This window comes from Acinetobacter shaoyimingii (genome assembly GCF_011578045.1).
GTDB lineage: Bacteria > Pseudomonadota > Gammaproteobacteria > Pseudomonadales > Moraxellaceae > Acinetobacter > Acinetobacter shaoyimingii.
Window position 1 is genome coordinate 910315 of sequence record NZ_CP049801.1, and the last position, 18065, is coordinate 928379.

The following is an 18065-nucleotide window of genomic DNA, read 5'->3' on the forward strand; positions in this document are numbered from 1 at the left end:
ACCAACTGTTAAACACAAGGCGATACGAAAAAAATTGAATGAAATGAGAAATCTGTCAATGAATAGTCTTCAACAAGCAAGATCACAGGTCTTAGATCAAATTTACAAGGCTTGTCAGGAAGCACAACGTAATTTCGCAGGGGTACATTTGTTGGCGGTTTCTAAAACTCACCCACATCAAGCAATACGTGAAATGTACGAATCAGGACAACGTGCATTTGGTGAAAATTATTTACAAGAAGCCTTAGATAAAATAGAAATTTTAAAAGATTTAGACATTGAATGGCATTTTATTGGTCATGTACAGCGCAATAAAACCAAGCATTTGGCAGCCAATTTTAGTTGGGTGCATGGTGTTGACCGCCTTATTATTGCTGAACGATTATCTGCTCAGCGAGATGATAATCAACAACCCTTAGACATTTGCTTGCAGGTAAATATTGATGGACAAGAGACCAAGGATGGTTGTCAGCCTGATGAAGTCTCTGATTTGGTCAAATCCATCAGTACGTTACCAAACTTAAGACTGCGTGGATTAATGGTGATTCCTGCACCACACAATACACAAGCTTTTGCAGATGCTCGTGCATTATTTGAAAAGGTGAAAACCGAGCATGCTTTTCCAGAACTTTGGGATACATTGAGTATGGGAATGTCATCTGATATGCAAGAAGCAATTACTGCGGGTGCAACCATTGTCCGTGTTGGCACAGCTTTGTTTGGTGCACGTGATTATTCTAAATAATCGTTATTTGCATGCATTAATCATTATAAATACTGAAACTGAACCTTTGCGTTCAGTTTTTTTCTTGAATTTTCATCTATGGGTGCGGTACAACTCATAGATTGAGGCAGGCCTTAAGCCCAAATAATAAACAATGTCAATGAAAGCGATAGGGAAGTTATGTCAGCATATTATCAATTGATTGAACGTACTGTGAATGACGATGGCAGTGTGATTGCACGTTATACCTCTACCATCCATACGCAAGGGGCTTGGAATGAGCATGAGCAACACATGGCACCTGCAACAGGAATTATTTGTGCTGAATTAGACCATTTTATGCCTCGACAAGATGTTCGTATAGGTCGGATCAGTCTAGATATTTTGGGGTTAATTCCCGCAGGTGAGTTTCAAATTGAAACCAAAGTCATCCGTCCAGGGAGAACCATTGAATTAATTGAATCGGTAATGAGTGCCGGCGGTAAAAGTTGTATTTCAGCACGGACATGGCGTATGGCAGTCAGTGATACATCTGCGGTGTATGGTTTAGAAGATCCAGTGGTGGAAGGTCCTGAACAGCAACCTGTTTGGGAAGAAATTCGATCTTGGCCAGGTGGTTATATTGCCTCTATTGAAGCAAGAACTTCAAATAGGCGTGCAGGAAAGGGGATTGTTTGGTTAACCAATACGCTGGATATGGTTGAAGGTGAAACTACCTCAGATTTAGTGAAACTCATGGGTATGGTCGATACTGCCAATGGGATTGTGACTCGTCAAATTTGGCCTTTTCAGTATGCATTTCCAAACTTAGATTTACAAATTCATTTGCATCGCTTACCGCGTGGGCATTGGCTTGGACTAGAAACGGTTCAACAACATGGGGACGATGGCATAGGTTTAACCAGTGCAGTTTTGCATGATCTTCATGGACCATTTGGACGGAGTGAACAGATTTTAACATTAAGAAAAATGGGTTAAAAAAAAGTTTTTATAAAACAGCATGATTCTGAATCATGCTGTTTTATGCACTAAGCTGAATGCTGAATCAGTTGATAAGATTTATCTAACAATTCATAACAATTCATAACAATTCGATTTTATTTGAAATAATTGAAATGCTTTATAATTTTTTACTTATTCTAAAAATAACTCATTTTAAAACTTAATAAAAATGATCTATGAAGGTATGACGTGAATGATAAAATTTAAATATTGGGTATTTATACTTTTGAGTTTAATACTCGCAACTCATCTGACTGCATGTAGTAAAAAACAAAGTGATGATAGCGCTGTTGTGGCTGATGCGACTACGCAAGATGCAACTGGAGATGAGAAACTGGGTACAAAATGGGGAGATGAGTTGACTTCAAATGTATCTGATGTCGATCTAAAACGCTTAAAGGATGAGCCTATCGCACAATCTGCTATACGTTATGCCAATAAAAATTACCAAGGCAAATCCGTCAATAGTTTGTCAATTGCCTCAGGTACGATTAGTTTTTCCGTCGTCGATGATCAAATGAATAATTTACCTTTGTTCAGAGATGGGCAACAGTATTATTTAAGTGCGAAGGAAGGGCAGAGTTATCAATTGCACTACCAAAATCATTCCGATAAAACTTATGAAATTGTTGCTAGTGTAGATGGTTTGGATGTTTTAAATGGACAAGAAGCATCTGTATACAGCTCTGGTTATGTGTTGTATCCACAGCAAACACTCACCATTGAAGGGTTTAGAAAAAGCGATTCTGCTGTAGCATCATTTACTTTTGGAAAACCAGATGAATCCTATGCAGCAAACTCAAATCAGGGTTCGGTCAACAATGTCGGCATTATTGGTACTGTTGTTTATGAGTTAGAGTCTGAAGCACCTGTTGCTGCGGATGCGGCTGATGAATATGCGCCACCACCTAATGCTTTTCCAGCAGATAAAAAGAAATAAAGTGAATGTATTGAAACAGTCGAATTAAAGACATAAAAATGAGAAATAAAGATGACTAAGGCACTATTTTTATTCATCATATTATTTGCACCTTCAGTTTTTGCTGAAGATATTCAAAGTCGTTATAGTACAATGGTTCAGACACAGGCTTCATATCAGGTATTTAAAACAAATTATGAGAAAGTTTTAACAGATATAGAGAATTATTCAGCGCAAATGATACAAACTCAAAATAAAGCTGATGCCTATCCGTTATGTGTAGCTTTGAAGAGTTCGGCGCAAATGATGGTGAATAATCAAAAATATAAAGCCGAATTTAATCGAGATTATCAGAAAAGTGATGCTTCATTTGATCAAGTATTAATGTTATACAAAGAGGGTAATCAACAATTAAAAGAAAAATGCGAAGAGGCGAAGTCATTGTATCTTCAATCTCTTAATAAATAGGACAGTTTTATACTGTCCTAGACTAAAGCGCTTAATTTGACAGATTGAATCTAACTCACAATCTCAATGGTACTCGCACCTGCACCTAAAGGTCTGACCTGAATTTGTACAGGAATACGCTCATGCATTTCTTGTATATGCGAAATGAGCACCACTTTACGCCCTTGGCTTTGCAATTGATCCAATGCATTCATGACCATATGTAAAGATGACGCATCTAAAGTCCCGAAACCTTCATCAATAAACAGGGATTCAATTTTCATTGAACCTGATGCCATATTGGCAATCGCAAGTGACAGCGCAAGAGCGGTCAGGAAGGACTCGCCGCCCGATAGTGATGCGACAGAACGCATTTCACCATCCATGTCATGGTCGATAATGGCAAGGCTTAATGAATTGTCTAAACGTTTTAACGTATAGCGTTGCGAAAGCAGACTCAGCTGTTGGTTGGCATGTTCAATTAAAATATCCAAATTATATTGCTGAGCGAGGTCTCGGAATTTTTTACCTGTAGAGTCACCCATGAGTCCAGAAATTTTGCCCCAACGGTGCTCTTCTTGTTGTATGGCTTGAATCTGCGTGGCAAATTTCTGTTGTTTTTCGACATTGGCATGATGTTGATCTAATTTTAATTTCAGTTGATCTCGCAGGACTTGTTGATTCTGCAATGCATCTAAATTTTGCTGAATGATTAAATTCAGCTCTTCGAATTGAATGATCGGTTGTTGTAATAGATGTTCAGCCAACTGCTCTTGCATGGTTTTTAAGGCAGATGCAGTTTCATTGAATAAACGCTCACTGCTTTGAATTTTTTGACGAATCTGCTGTTCTTGCGCTGATGTAATCTCGTTTAAGGCATTGAGTTGTGTATCATCAAACTGTGGATGTTTGAGCAACCATTCTTCAATCGTCTTCTGAGCTTGACTTAGCGTTTGCTGATTTTGCATTTGCTGTGCTTTAAGCTGTTCTAGAGCTTGCTTTTGCTCATCATGATGCAGACGTGCCTGTTCAAACTTTTGCTTCAGTTGATGATAATGCGTCTGCGCCTGTTGGCGATCTAGGTCATGCTGAGTCAACCATTCATGAGCTTTGACATCGACCAGCCCCGTCATTTGCTGAATGAGTTGATTGGCTTGTAGATTGTTCTGATGTCCTTTTTCTGAAATTTCAGTCAAGTTAAGTTCAGCATCTTTGATCTGAGTCATCAAATGTTCAATACGATTGATCAGCAATTGGCGTTTTTGCTGCTTAACATCAATGTCTTTATGCAATTGTTCATTTTGGTTCAATTGCTCGGCACGTCTTTGCAATAGGCTTAAAATCTGCTGTGCCGTGGCTGTGGTTTGCGTTTGCCATGCCTGACGCTCTGTCTCACTACAACAATCTACAATGTGTTGCACGTGCTGTTGCAAGCGTTCAGCATTGTTCAGTAGGTTTTCCAACTGTTGAATCGTCTGTGTTAAACCATATTGCTGTTTGTGTGCTTGTTCAATATGTTGAATACGTGTGGCTGATTCTTTTTGCGATTGTTGAGACGTCTGAATATAGGTCCGTAATTGTTGTTCAATTTCAAGCGGACTTTGATCAACATCGAGTTCAATATGAATACGCTGAGCATGTTCAAGAAGCGCTTTTTTAAAGTTTTCTGTTTTGTTTTGATTATTTTTGAGTTGAAGGTTCAGTTGTTCAATTTCAGTGTTGAATCGGGTCAATGCTTGCTGAGCTTGTTGCCAAGCTTGAAAAGCAGTTTGCTGTTTTTGTTCGGCTTGTTGTTCTTGTTGTTGTTGCAGTTCATATAAAGCTTTAGAGACAGCTGCTTCATTGTGACGATAAGGATGTTCAGTACTACCACAGACCACACAAGGTTCATCTGGTTTTAGTTCGGCACGTAAATGTTCGATATTTTCTGCATGTAATAAGCGTTGTTGTTGCAATAGTTGAATCAGTTGTTGATGCTCAGCTTTCATCGATAGATAAGCCTGTTCGCTCTGCTGTGCATTTTGTTCAAGGCTGTTTTGCTGTGTAGTCGAATGTTCAAGTTTCTGTTGTAGATCGAGCACAGTACCATGTAATTCAAGCCATTGTTGGATTTGCTGTTGCATCAATTGCAGTTGATTGAATTGCTCAATGTGTTGATCACGTGAGTGTCTTAATTCAAGTAACTGCTGTTCAATCTGTTGTGTCGTGCCGAATTGTTCAGTGCTGAGCTGTAACTGCTGATGCTGTTCTTTTAGGTGTAGGGTCGCAGTGTGAATATCAGTTAAATTGTGCTGTTGCAGTTGTTGTTCTAGTGTTTGGTATTGGCGAATAAACTGTCCCAAAGCTTGTACATGCGCATGAATACTTTGATCCAAAGCCTGAAAACGAGCACCTTGAGTAATCTCTTTTTGTAGATCAATATGTTGTTGTTGCAAATGTTGAAGTTGCTGATCAAATTGTTGTTGTTCAAGTTCTAAAGGCTGTTTAGTGGCTTGCAACTCAACCATTTTGGCTTTGAACTTTTTGTAATCTTCAGCAATGCTGTCTCGGGCTAAAACACATTTACGCACTTCCGCCAAAGGGTGTTGATGTTGTTGCTCAAACTCCTGTATCTGATTCAGCGCTGTTTCCGCTTGGATATATAAGGCTTTTTCAGCATTAAATATGTGTAAGCCATCCTCAAAGCTTTTTTGCTTGGCTAAAATCTGCGGTTCAAAATCTTTTTGAGCTTTTAAACATTGCTGTTTTTGAAAGACCATTGGACGGATGCCTGAAAAGATTTCAAGTTGCTGTAAACGTTGTTTTTCAGGTTGTAAGAGTTGCTGTTGATTGCGCTGATCGTCGTAGTGTTGTTGTTTCAACACAATGTCGCTGTCCAATTTTTGCTTACGTTCAAACCATTGTCGTTGTTTTTCTAGATTTGTTTTTTCAGTTTCTAGGCTTTTTAATTTGCGATCACCATCCTGAAATTCCGTTGTAGCAAGGTTTAGATCGTCATCAGACAAAATCTCAATATGCCCTAAGACATTTTCCAGTTCTTTACGCTGGTTGGCGATGTGCTTGGTTTTTTCATAAGCCAATTGACCAACTTTGGCAAAAATACTGGAGTTAGTGAGATATTCGAGTAGTTCACCACGCTCGCTATCACGTGCTTTTAAAAACGCCGTGACTTCAGACTGTGCTAACAGGACTGCACGGGTAAATTGTTCAAAACTGAGTTGGGTAATTTTTAAAATGCTGCTATCTACGGCTTTGGCTTTGTCAGCAATGACCACGCCATCGGTTAAGCATTTCAGATAGCGTTGTACGCTTTGTAATTTGCCATCGACTTTTTCACGTGAACGTTTAATTTCCCAACGGGCTAAATAATGTTTTTGGTCTTGAGCGACAAAAAACAGTTCAGCAAAACCTTGCGCCGTACCACGACGTAACACTGTTAGAGGGGAATTGGTTAACAGTTCAGTGCCATCAACATCTTGTAATTTACCGTCGCTATCTTTTAAGCGTGGAATTTTATTGAACAATGCCAAACACATGGCATCTAAAATGGTGGATTTACCTGCACCTGTTTTACCGACTATAGCAATTAAGCCAGAGCTGGCTAAAGGTTCAGATTCAAAATCGATAAAGTGTTCACCTGACAAAGATGCCAAATTTTTAAGTCGAATCGATAAAATTTTCATGGCAACCCTTAAGCTTCTACGTCATCTTCAAGTGATTTTTTCGCTTCATCTACCAAACTCATAAAATCTTTCCAAACGTCTGTATCTTCGCTGTAGCCTTGTTTCTGCCAAATTTGCTGAAAGAGTTTTTCTGGCGTTGGCGGTTCAAGATTAATGTGATGAGCCTGTTCCAGCATTTCACCTGTTACTTGGTATTGTCTGGAAATACGCACTAAACGATAACGGTTGGGTGGAAGAGCTTCTTCAAGCAGATGTCTTAAATTCGGTTGTGGTGGAGTGTGGGTATGATATTCAATGTCCACATATTCACGTTGGTCAATATTTTCAATTTCACCCAAAGGCAGTGTTTTGAGCTTGTTAAAGACTTCAGTGAGCTCACCTTTGATCTTATGCAACTGCACACAGCGAGGAATACTTAACGCTTCAAATTTAAAACGTTTTTCATCTTTTGCATGAGGATTAATTTCGACTTCAACCACCTGATGCTTGTAATTGATTTCACTAAAAGACAAAGGAATGGGCGATCCACTATAACGGATATGTTCCTGACCGACTTTTTGCGGTTTGTGCAGATGCCCGAGTGCAACATAATCGATAACATCATCAAATAAATTTGTTGATAGCGCTTCTTCATTGCCAATAATAATTGGGCGCTCTGAATCAGAGGTTTCACCACCTTGCATATGCGCATGTGACATTAAAATGAGTGCTTGATCTTCCGTTTTTCGAGCTTTGGCGGCAGCAATGAGTTCCTGATGCAAATAAGCAATGGCATTATGATGATCTGTTGTTTGATCATTGATGCCTGTAATTTCTGAAGGGCGTAGAAAGGGTAGGCTTAAGCACCAAGCAACGATGTTTTGCTGTTCATCATAAATGGGGATGAGCAAACGATCGAGATCGATTTGCCCATCTTGATTTTTATGTAAAACCCCAACGGTTTTGGCATTGTATTTTGCGAGTAGCGGTTCAACTTGTTCAATGCGATAACCTGAGTCGTGATTGCCTGCAATCATCAAGGTTTGCATATGTGGGGCAACCGCATGGGCATCGGCTAAGAATTGATAGAGTTGTTTTTGCGCTGAAGATGCAGGATTGATGACATCAAAAATATCACCTGCAATGAGCAAAGCATCTGGCTGTTTTTCTTGTATTTGAGTAATCAACCATGCCAAAAACTGTTCATGTTCATACTGACGAGAGTGGTTGTAAAAGTATTGTCCTAAGTGCCAATCTGAAGTATGAAAAAAACGAACTGTCATAATATTTGTCCTATGCCCCGAAGAGCATAGTAACGAAAATGAGGAGGTAAATTCTAGTCTTTAAATCAGCAGATAATGTGTGTGAAATTATGATGATCAATTCATTCAAATAATTTAAGCTTTGTTGCTCTTGATTTGAGAATTTAAGGCATACAAAAAAATAAAAAGCCGACGATTCGAGTGATGATAAATCGTCGGCCAAAATACTTAGGTCATGTCAATTTAGGCTACTAAACTAAATTTTTATGCTCAAAGCATGATTTATAGGTCTGATTGGTGTCAAAGGTCACCGAGAACATTTACGGATGCCAGAGTAAATAATTCACGGTTGCTACTGACCTTGTACCCTATATAACGTCATGGTTTACAGATTGGTTGACAATAAATTAAAAAAAAATGAATTTTTTTTCTATAATAGATTTTTCTCGTTCTAGGCATCATTTATGGTTTCTTTAAACAAATACTATTTGTGGTTCTTTTTACTTTGTTTAGGGCTAACTTTAGTTGCAGGCGTTTTGGCCGCATTATTGCCACAAGAGGTGGCAGGTATCGTGACAGCATTGCCGTATTTGCTTGCCATGATTTTTGTATTATACAAATTTTTAAATGATCAAAAGAGAGCACCGACCGATCAAGAACGAAAAAAAATGACCTTGATCTATACCCTTATTTTTTGGGGATACAACTTTGCAGGTGTATTGTTAGGCGTGTATTTATTTTCACGCAGTGATCCTCAAGTTTGGCAGATTTTTACGGCATCAATGCAGAACACACGCTTTTTAAGTTTGAGCGTGATCATGATTATGCTGTTGGCCATTCCGCTTTATTTGATTACTTATTGGTTTTATGGTCCACAAGCCAAACGTATGGCGAAGAAAAAATTTGGACATGTTGAATAACGACTGTTCTATGGTCTTTTCATAGAAATGAATGGTGACATACCGCTTATTCATCAGCTTGAATTTAAAAGCTAATGATGAGCGGTTTTTTTAATGCCGCTAAGTGATGAAAGCTGAGTTTTCAATGTTTTTAATAAAAAAAATGACTCAATGATAAAAATAACAGAAGAATAAGATCGTACATTTATTTAGCGGATGGCGATGCATATTTAAGCACAGTTAAGGGGTACTAATAAATATGATAAGTATAAGATTAATAATATAATTTTTAAATTTTGAAATTCCCCAATAAAACACGACATGCTAAAATAGTCATTGGAGCATGGAATCATTGTTTCAGATTCACAATATTTCAATTCATAGCGACATCTAATAGCGCCACCTAATAGCGATACCTAAATGACATGTAAAAAATGAAGGTTCTACAAAACATCGTAAAATAAATAACTGAGAAAAATATATGAAAAATGCGGCAAGAAAAACACTTTTAGGGGGAAATAAATATAAAGTATCAATCGCTGTTTTCATTCTATTTTTCATGATTGGTGCTTACATTGTATCTAGATTAAATGCAGCAGAAAAAGAAGCCGATGCTGCACATACCGAGCAAATCGCCAGTGGTTATGCAAGTTCCATTGAAAAAGTCATTCACCATGCTTTGTCATCGACCAACACTTTAGCTGTCATGGTGCATCAAGCCAATGGTCAAGTCGAAAACTATCCAGACCTCGCACGTTATATGCTTCCGATGTACAAAGGTGCATATGCACTGTCTATTGCTCCTGATGGTGTCATGCGTCAAATTGAACCTGCCATTCAAAATCAGGCCGTGCTGAATCATGATTTGTTTGAACATCAAGATCGTGAAGCAGAGATAAAAAAAATTCTTGAAGGCGAACTGAAATTTTTCGGACCATTTAAATTGATTCAAGGACCGCTTGGAGCAATAGGTATGTTACCTGTATTTTTAAATGATGCGCAGGGTGAAAAGTATTTTTGGGGATATACGCTGGTTTCTCTTAAATTTCCAGATGCCTTTGAAGATGTACAATTAAATGATTTAGAAAAGCAGGGCTATGCTTATGAATTGGTCGGGAATAATCCTGAAAAGAACAATCAACGTGAAGTCATACAACGATCAAAAGAGGCACTCAGCACGAACCGAATTGTGATTCCGATTCAGCTTTATGGTACGGAGTGGCAATTGTCGGTGTCGAAAAGCACCCATATCAATAGTTTTAATCGGTTACTTTTTGAATATCTATTGATTTTCTTTGGCGCTTCACTCATGGCTTGGTTGGCGTATTCATTACTCACATTGTCTGAGCAACGTGCCAAGTTAAATGCTATTGCCATGTTTGATCCACTGACCAGTCTACCAAATCGACGACTTCTAGACATTAAACTGGATGGCGCTTTGCATAAGGCTGAAGAAGATCAAACAGGGGTGGTCGTGTGTTATGTCGACTTAGATGGTTTTAAAGAAGTCAATGATCGACTAGGTCATGATATTGGTGATGAACTGCTTAAAATCGTTTCAGCAAGGTTAAAATCTTGTCTAAGAGACAATGACGTGATTGCACGTGTGGGTGGTGATGAGTTTGTGATTGTATTGACTGAAATTTTCTCTATAGACGAAGCACAACTTGTGATGCAACGTATTATTGATGTGGTTAATCAACCCTTATTTATTACAGGTGAAGAAGCCCATGTAACGGCCAGTTTAGGTGCAGCCATTTACCAAAAGAATGGTGACGAGGCAGAGCAGTTGCTGCGTTCGGCAGATCAAGCCATGTACATTGCTAAAAAATCAGGCAAAAATCAATTTTTCTTTGCCAATGATGAAGCACAATAATCAATTAATTTAAAAAAAGGCCAGCATTTTTGCCGACCTTTTTCTCTTTCAACTGATTGATCATTTAAAACATTTAACAATGTTCTGGACTACTTTGAGCCTTTTAGTTCAAGCGCTTTATTTCAAGCCTTTTAGCATTTTTGCAGCATCTTCAGCAAAATAAGTCCAGATCCCATCGGCACCTGCACGGCGACAGCTCATAAGGGATTCAATAATCACACTTTCAGACAACCAACCATTTTGGATTGCACCCGCCAACATGGCGTATTCGCCACTCACTTGGTAGACAAAAGTTGGAATACCAAAAGTATCTTTCACTTCACGAACAATATCCAAATACGGCATACCTGGTTTGACAATCACCATGTCTGCACCTTCTTGAATATCTAACGCAATTTCATGCAAGGCTTCTGCACGATTGCCAATGTCCATTTGGTAGTTGTATTTATTGCCGCCTTTTAAGTTGCTAGATGAACCCACAGCATCACGGAAAGGACCATAGAAGCTCGATGCATACTTCGCAGAATACGCCATGATATTGGTATAGATATGACCATTGGCTTCTAAAGCTTGGCGAATAGCCCCAATACGACCATCCATCATGTCACTTGGTGCAACAACATCTGCGCCAGCTTCGGCATGACTTAACGCTTGTTTAATGAGACATTCAACTGTTTCATCATTCAAGACATAACCTGTGTCATCAATAATGCCGTCTTGACCATGTGTGGTATACGGGTCAAGTGCACCATCGGTGATGAGGACCATTTCAGGCAGTTCTTTTTTCAGTAAACGCACTGTGCTTTGAACCAGTCCATTTTCGTCCCAAGCCGCTTCTGCGGTTAAACTTTTATCTTCTTGAGGGGTGACTGGAAACAATGCCAGTTTCGACACACCTAATTCCAATAACTTTTCTGCCTTGTTTAACAACAAATCGGCCGAAAGTCGCTGAATGTTTGGCATACTTGGAATGTCTTGAGTTTGGTTCTGGCCAGGCAAGACAAATACCGGATAAATGAGGTGATCTGTAGTGAGCTGTGTTTCTCTCACCATCGCTCTAAGCTTGTCATTTTTTCGAATACGGCGCATGCGTGTAGCAGGAAATGCTGGGCGATTAAACGTATAAGTCATCACAATCTCGATGTTCGGTATCTAACTTGATGGTATTGTAGTCCTCTTAATGTGGTTTTTGGGAAAATGCTGAATAGTTTTTTCTCATGATGATGATTTGAGTTTTATATGATAGATTCGCAAAAAAAATGGACGGGCAGTATCCAACTCGGCTCGAAAGTTGATTTGAGTATAGTTTTAAACCAACTAACTCAAGTATTTAATACCTCTCCCTACTTTGCTTTTAATGGCATGCAAATGCGTGTGGTCGGTGACCAAATTGAAGGCTACATTGAAATGAAGCCAAATTTGATTGGTAATATTTCATTCCAAATTTTACACGGTGGTGTGGCAGCAACTTTACTCGATAGTATTGGCGGTATTGTCGCAATGGCTGAGTTGTATCGTCGTTCTGAACCTGATCAGCTTGCTGAAACCTTAAAAAAAGTTTCTCGTTTAGCGACAGTTGATATGCGTGTCGATTATTTATCACCTGGTCGTGGTCAATATTTTATTGCAACCGCTGAAGTGATGCGTATGGGAAGAAAAGGCTGCACCATGCGAATGATCATGAAAAATGATGAAGGTAAAGAGATTGCTGCGGGTATTGCATCTTACGCTTATTAAGATATTCGTTAGGATAGATTGCTCTTGTTATCATGATGTTCAACGCTCCTGACCAAGATCACCAACAATCTATCTGAATATCTGAAATACAGCAGATTACTTTTTCTTGTTAAGTCATCGATGATATTCGGTGGCTTTTTCATTTAGATAGGGGCTTTTGCCATTTCAAAGGTGGTTGTTTGCGACCATAAATATTTTTTAATGATACAAGGCTTATTTTGTGCATTTAGTGATTTAAAAAAATGCAAAACGTATAAAAATCATGGTGTTTCATCAATATAAACGCATGAGTAACGCTTTTATCTATTTTTGAAGATTTCATTCGCAGTAGAATCAAAAGCATAATTTTTCAAAAAAGCATTTTTCAGCTACATCGAGCAAACTATATGTGGATTGAAGACAGGATCTGATTCATTCACTTGTCGCGTGATCGAATAGGTGATGTAGCGAGCAATGACTTTAAAGCCAGGAAGATGTAATGACGGATAACCCAAATAACAATGCACCTGATGATTCAAATGCAAATCAACATCCACAGCACACTCAAGCCGATACTCCAACTGATGCTGATGCCGCTTCAGTGCAGGCAGAAAGCCAAACAGATGTTGAAATGAAATCTAAACGCAAAAAATTATTGACGATATTTGCCATTATTTTAGTGGTGATTGCCTTAATTTATGCCATTTGGAGTTTCATATTTGGAAATACTGTCAATACAGACAATGCCTATGTCGGTGCACAAACAGCGCAAGTGACCTCTATGGTCAGTGGTCAAGTCAAACAAGTTTTGGTCAATGATACTGATCAAGTCAAAAAAGGTCAGGTGCTCGCGATCATTGATCCGCGTGATGCCAATATTGCATTGGCGCAAGCTGAAGCTGAACTTGCTAAAGCAGAACGTCAATTTTCCCAAAGTTCAGCAAACAGCAGTTCTTTAAATTCGCAAATTTTGGTCAGTAATGATGATATTAAAAGTGCCGAAGCCCAAGTTGCTCAAGCGCAAGTGAATTTGGAACGTGCGCAAATTGAATTGAATCGACGTCAACAATTGATAGGCTCTGGGGCCATTTCAAAAGAAGAACTCACGACATCACAAAGTGCGTATAACACGGCTCAAGCCAATTTGAATGTGGCAAAAGCAGGCTTGGCACAAGCTCAATCGAAACGTAAGGCAGCGGAAAGTAATTTGGCTGCAAACGAAGCTTTGATTAAGGGGACAAATCAGGGAACAGCTCCAGACGTATTGGTGGCTAAAGCTAAAGTTGATCAAGCCAAACTGGATTTAGAACGAACCACCATTGTTGCGCCTTTAGATGGGGTAGTCGCACAGCGTAATGTTCAAGTCGGTCAACGTGTTGCACCAGGCTCTAACTTGCTCAGCGTAGTGCCATTATCTGAAATTTATGTCGATGCGAACTTTAAAGAAAGTCAGCTTAAGGATGTTCGTGTTGGTCAGAAAGCAACATTAACCTCAGATCTGTATGGCGATGATGTTGAGTTTCATGGCACGGTGGTGGGTTTTGCAGGGGGAACAGGTGCAGCATTTGCTTTGATTCCTGCACAAAATGCAACAGGTAACTGGATTAAAGTGGTTCAGCGCTTACCTGTCAGAATCAAATTGGATCCTGAGAGTTTAGACAAATATCCACTGCGTGTGGGTTTGTCGATGGATGCTACGATTGATCTAAAGTCGAAGTAATGGCGAATGAATAGCACAGCGCTTTATGGCGATTTAAAAGGTGGCAAACTTGCCTTAGCCGCCTTTGTATTGGCACTGGCCAATTTTATGGTGGTCTTGGATATGACCATTGCCAATGTCTCTGTCACACACATTACAGGGAGTTTGGCGGTATCGAGTACGCAAGGGACGTGGGTTATTACCTCTTATGCCGTTGCAGAGGCAATTTGTGTTCCACTGACAGGATGGCTGGCTGGACGTTTTGGTGCAGTTCGGGTGTTTGGGCTCAGCTTATTGGGTTTTACGGTCTTTTCAATTTTGTGTGGATTGTCCAGTAGCCTTGCCATGTTAGTGATTTGTCGTATTGGGCAAGGGATTTTTGGTGGTCCAATTATGCCACTGAGTCAAATGTTGCTCATGCGTATTTTTCCTCCCGAAAAGCAATCTCAAGCCATGGGTATGTGGGCCATGACCACGGTGGTTGGTCCAATTTTAGGTCCAATTTTGGGCGGTTCAATCAGTGACAATTTATCTTGGCATTGGATTTTCTTTATTAATATTCCAGTGGGTATTTTGTGTGGTTTCGCTGCATTGAAACTATTGAAATCTGCTGAAACGCCAATTGCCAAACTAAAAATTGATACCGTGGGTTTATCGCTCCTTATTCTTTGGATTGGTGCGCTACAACTGATGCTCGATTTGGGACATGAAAAAGACTGGTTTAACAATACCAGCATTTGGATACTCGCCATTATCACCATTGTCGGTTTTATCACCTTTGTGATTTGGGAGATGACCGAGAAGCATCCTGTGGTCGATATCAAAATATTTAGATATCGAGGGTTTACCCTAGCAACCTTTGCACTGGCACTAGGGTTCGGCGCTTTCTTTGGTAGTATTGTGCTCATTCCGCAGTGGCTACAGATTAACTTGGGGTATACCGCCACATGGGCTGGTTATTTAACAGCAACCATGGGCGTTGGCAGTTTGACCATGTCGCCGATTGTTGCAAAACTTGCTACCAAATACGATCAAAGGGCATTAGCCTGCTTTGGTTTGTTATTACTCAGTGGCGTGACCTTAATGCGAGCCTTTTGGACCACCAATGCCGATTTTATGGCCTTGGCATTGCCACAAATCATTCAAGGTTTTGCCGTTCCATTTTTCTTTATTCCATTGACAAATTTGGCTTTGGCTTCAGTCAAAGTGGAAGAAATGGCATCTGCTGCTGGGTTAATGAACTTCTTAAGAACCATGGCCGGTGCAATTGGTGCATCACTGGCGGTGACCATTTGGGATGATCATGCCAAAGTTGCTCGTAGTGAAATGGTGTCGAATTTAAACATTGAGCAGACCCAACAGCACTTGATCGATCATGGTTATAGTGAGGGCAGTGTAATGGGTATTGTGTCCAACTTGGTCGATAAAGAAGCCATGACGCTGTCGGTCAATCATGTGTTTTTGATTTTAGCAGGAGTGTTTTTACTCGCAGCTTTAATTATCTGGGCGGCACCGAAAGCCAAAGGTGCTGTTGAAGGTGGTCATGCACATTGATGAGTACATTGATTGATAAAATGACATTGAGATCAAGGTGCTGTTTTAAATGATTTGATTTGAAAATCGCCATATGGATAGAGGTTCATATGGCGATTCTTTTTTAATCAATCTTAGATCTTATTGAAATCCAAAAGATAATGGTTCTGATGATTCATCAAGACTTTGCTCGTCGTAGCGCATCATTCCATTTGAATAAATGGGTTTGACGTTCATCTTCACTCATACGCGGTTCAAAGACTTTGTCGAGTTGCCATGATTCTGAAATCTCAGAAAGGTTATTGAATACGCCACATTTTAAACCTGCTATGGCCGCTGCACCCCACGCAGTGGATTCTAAAAGTTTAGGGCGCAATACGGGGACATTTAAAATATCGGCTTGGAATTGCATGAGCATATCATTTTGACTCGCTCCACCATCAACCCTTAACTCTTTTAAAGGCTGTGCAATGTCCGATTGCATTGCTGTCAAAACATCAGACACTTGAAAGGCAATCGCCTCCAATGCGGCACGGGCAATATGCGCTTTATGCGTTCCGCGTGACATGCCGCACAGTAAGGCACGTGCATCGCTGTCCCAATGTGGCGCACCGAGTCCTGTAAATGCAGGCACCAAGACCACGCCGTCCGTGTCCTGAACTTTGCACGCCAGTCGTTCCACTTCATTGCTATTTTTAATGATACCGAGCCCATCACGGAGCCATTGCACAATTGCACCTGCCATAAAGACACTGCCTTCTAGCGCATATGAGGTTTGACCCTGACATTGCCAAGCGAGCGTGGTGAGCAGTTTATTTTGACTTTTTTGAATATGTGAGCCTGTATTGAACAGCATGAAACAGCCTGTACCATAGGTATTTTTCGCCGTTCCAACCTCGAAGCACGATTGACCAAACAGGGCAGATTGTTGATCACCCAATATGCCTGTAATCGGAATTTCTGCACCTAAAAGCCCTTGAGCAGTACTGGCAATATAACTGTCGGATGCGACAATTTTTGGCAATACAGATTTGGGAATATTGAACAATTCAATCAGTTCATCATCCCATTGTTGTGTTTTTAAGTTCATGAGCATGGTTCGAGAGGCATTACTCATCTCAATCATATGTTCAGACCCTTGGGTCAAATTCCAAATGAGCCAACTGTCAATGGTGCCAAATGCCACATGACCTTGCTCAGCCAAAGTGCGTAAACCATCGACATGATCGAGTAACCAGACCAATTTTCCTGCACTGAAATAAGGATCTATACGTAAACCTGTAGTGTTTTGAATTTTGTCTTCTAAATGACGTTCCAGGAGTTGATTACACCATTCGGTTGCACGGCGGTCTTGCCAGACAATCGCAGGAGCGAGGGGGTGACCCGTACGTTTGTCCCATACCACAGTCGTTTCACGTTGGTTGGTGAGACCTATGGCTTTAATATCCTTTGCCATAAGACGTGCAGAAGCGATGGCTTGTTGTACGACTGCGATTTGCGTAGTCCAGATTTCTTGTGCATCTTGCTCGACCCACCCTGAATGTGGGGTTTGAATTTGGATTTCACGTTGAGCAGTTGCATGAACGGTTCCATGTTCATCGAATATGATCGCACGACTGGATGTCGTTCCTTGATCGAGTGCAAGTAAATAGCTCATATTTCGTTTCTTTGACACTTGAAAAAGTAAATATTACCGCAATATTAAAATTAATCGCAGTGATGTATAGAAATCTTGATAAATTGCCTCGTAATTTTAGATATCTATGCTATGATTGCGTTGTACTTGGGGATGTTCCTGGCTTCGACGCTGGTGATGAAACTCATAGATGCATGCCGAGAGCGCATTTTCTCTCGTAAATCAAATTTGCATATTTTAGTCGCAAACGACGAATCTTACGCTCTAGCTGCCTAAGGGCAGCTTGTCCGCCTCTCCGAATACTTGTGGTTAGAGAGTCCGACTGAAGCGCACGCACACAAGTCCGTATAACATCAAGCCTCGGGGTGTTGTACTAAACTTAGAGGATCGCGATTTGTACCCTGTTCGTCGGGTCACAAAGAGTTAAAATAGTAGACGATATCTAAGCATGTAGTATTCTCGAGCGTAATGCTTGCGGACGCGGGTTCGACTCCCGCCATCTCCACCAAAATTCTGTGAAAAAGCCACTTTTTAAAGTGGCTTTTTTATTGGGTGTATAAAAGTTAATTTAATGGAATAGATTGATTTATATCATGTATTACATCGTGTATGATTGGTAAAATATTGAAAAATCATGTTATATGATGAAGAATCTAAATTCTAAAAAACTTAATTACCCGATCATTTCTT

Annotated in this window: 13 protein-coding genes and 1 other RNA gene; 10 read left to right on the plus strand and 4 right to left on the minus strand. The window is 40.0% G+C overall.

All coding sequences use genetic code 11. The features are described 5' to 3' along the window. Positions 1–58 precede the first annotated feature (58 nt). From G8E00_RS04205 to G8E00_RS04220, 4 genes are all read left to right on the plus strand, one after another. Complete coding sequence (locus G8E00_RS04205) at positions 59–745, plus strand: YggS family pyridoxal phosphate-dependent enzyme (protein ID WP_166012219.1); 687 nt, start codon at positions 59–61, stop codon at positions 743–745. A 159-nt stretch (positions 746–904) separates the two neighbouring features. Next, the gene (locus G8E00_RS04210; RefSeq protein WP_166222136.1) at positions 905–1702 is read left to right on the plus strand and encodes a thioesterase family protein; all 798 of its coding nucleotides are present in this window, start codon (positions 905–907) and stop codon (positions 1700–1702) included. A gap of 217 nt (positions 1703–1919) precedes the next feature. Beyond that, a complete protein-coding gene (locus G8E00_RS04215) occupies positions 1920–2666 on the plus strand; it encodes a hypothetical protein (RefSeq protein ID WP_166222138.1) in 747 nt (248 codons plus the stop codon). Positions 2667–2717: 51 nt separating this feature from the next. Then, complete coding sequence (locus tag G8E00_RS04220; RefSeq protein WP_166222141.1) at positions 2718–3113, plus strand: hypothetical protein; 396 nt, start codon at positions 2718–2720, stop codon at positions 3111–3113. Between the two features lie 50 nt (positions 3114–3163). Here G8E00_RS04220 and G8E00_RS04225 read toward each other — a convergent pair whose 3' ends face one another. After that, complete coding sequence (locus G8E00_RS04225) at positions 3164–6775, minus strand: AAA family ATPase (RefSeq protein ID WP_166222143.1); 3612 nt, start codon at positions 6773–6775, stop codon at positions 3164–3166. A gap of 8 nt (positions 6776–6783) precedes the next feature. Beyond that, positions 6784–8037: an exonuclease SbcCD subunit D C-terminal domain-containing protein gene (locus G8E00_RS04230; protein ID WP_166222145.1), complete on the minus strand. Its 1254-nt coding sequence runs from the start codon at positions 8035–8037 to the stop codon at positions 6784–6786. A 443-nt stretch (positions 8038–8480) separates the two neighbouring features. Here G8E00_RS04230 and G8E00_RS04235 point away from each other — a divergent pair, with 443 nt between their 5' ends. Continuing rightward, complete coding sequence (locus G8E00_RS04235; RefSeq protein WP_166012225.1) at positions 8481–8936, plus strand: ABZJ_00895 family protein; 456 nt, start codon at positions 8481–8483, stop codon at positions 8934–8936. Positions 8937–9396: 460 nt separating this feature from the next. After that, positions 9397–10791: a sensor domain-containing diguanylate cyclase gene (locus G8E00_RS04240; protein WP_166222147.1), complete on the plus strand. Its 1395-nt coding sequence runs from the start codon at positions 9397–9399 to the stop codon at positions 10789–10791. Positions 10792–10908: 117 nt separating this feature from the next. Here the strand turns inward: G8E00_RS04240 and hemB are convergent, their stop codons facing one another. Further along, positions 10909–11922: a porphobilinogen synthase gene (gene hemB, locus G8E00_RS04245; protein WP_166012227.1), complete on the minus strand. Its 1014-nt coding sequence runs from the start codon at positions 11920–11922 to the stop codon at positions 10909–10911. 108 nt (positions 11923–12030) lie between these two features. Between hemB and G8E00_RS04250 the strand changes: the two genes are divergently transcribed. The 3 genes from G8E00_RS04250 (at position 12031) to G8E00_RS04260 (ending at position 15760) form a co-directional block, all read left to right on the plus strand. Continuing rightward, positions 12031–12528 (plus strand): thioesterase family protein, encoded by a 498-nt coding sequence (locus G8E00_RS04250; RefSeq protein ID WP_166012228.1) that lies wholly within the window; start codon positions 12031–12033, stop codon positions 12526–12528. 610 nt (positions 12529–13138) lie between these two features. Then, entirely contained in the window at positions 13139–14227 is a 1089-nt protein-coding gene (locus G8E00_RS04255) for an HlyD family secretion protein (protein WP_227591411.1), read from the plus strand. Positions 14228–14233: 6 nt separating this feature from the next. Next, on the plus strand, positions 14234–15760 hold the full coding sequence (locus tag G8E00_RS04260; RefSeq protein WP_166222151.1) for a DHA2 family efflux MFS transporter permease subunit: 1527 nt from the start codon (positions 14234–14236) through the stop codon (positions 15758–15760). A gap of 157 nt (positions 15761–15917) precedes the next feature. Here G8E00_RS04260 and glpK read toward each other — a convergent pair whose 3' ends face one another. Beyond that, positions 15918–17396 carry a glycerol kinase GlpK gene (glpK, locus tag G8E00_RS04265; protein ID WP_166222153.1) on the minus strand — a complete coding sequence of 493 codons (1479 nt, stop codon included), beginning with the start codon at positions 17394–17396 and terminating at the stop codon, positions 15918–15920. A 128-nt stretch (positions 17397–17524) separates the two neighbouring features. Here glpK and ssrA point away from each other — a divergent pair. After that, positions 17525–17883: a transfer-messenger RNA gene (gene ssrA, locus G8E00_RS04270) on the plus strand. Positions 17884–18065 lie beyond the last annotated feature (182 nt).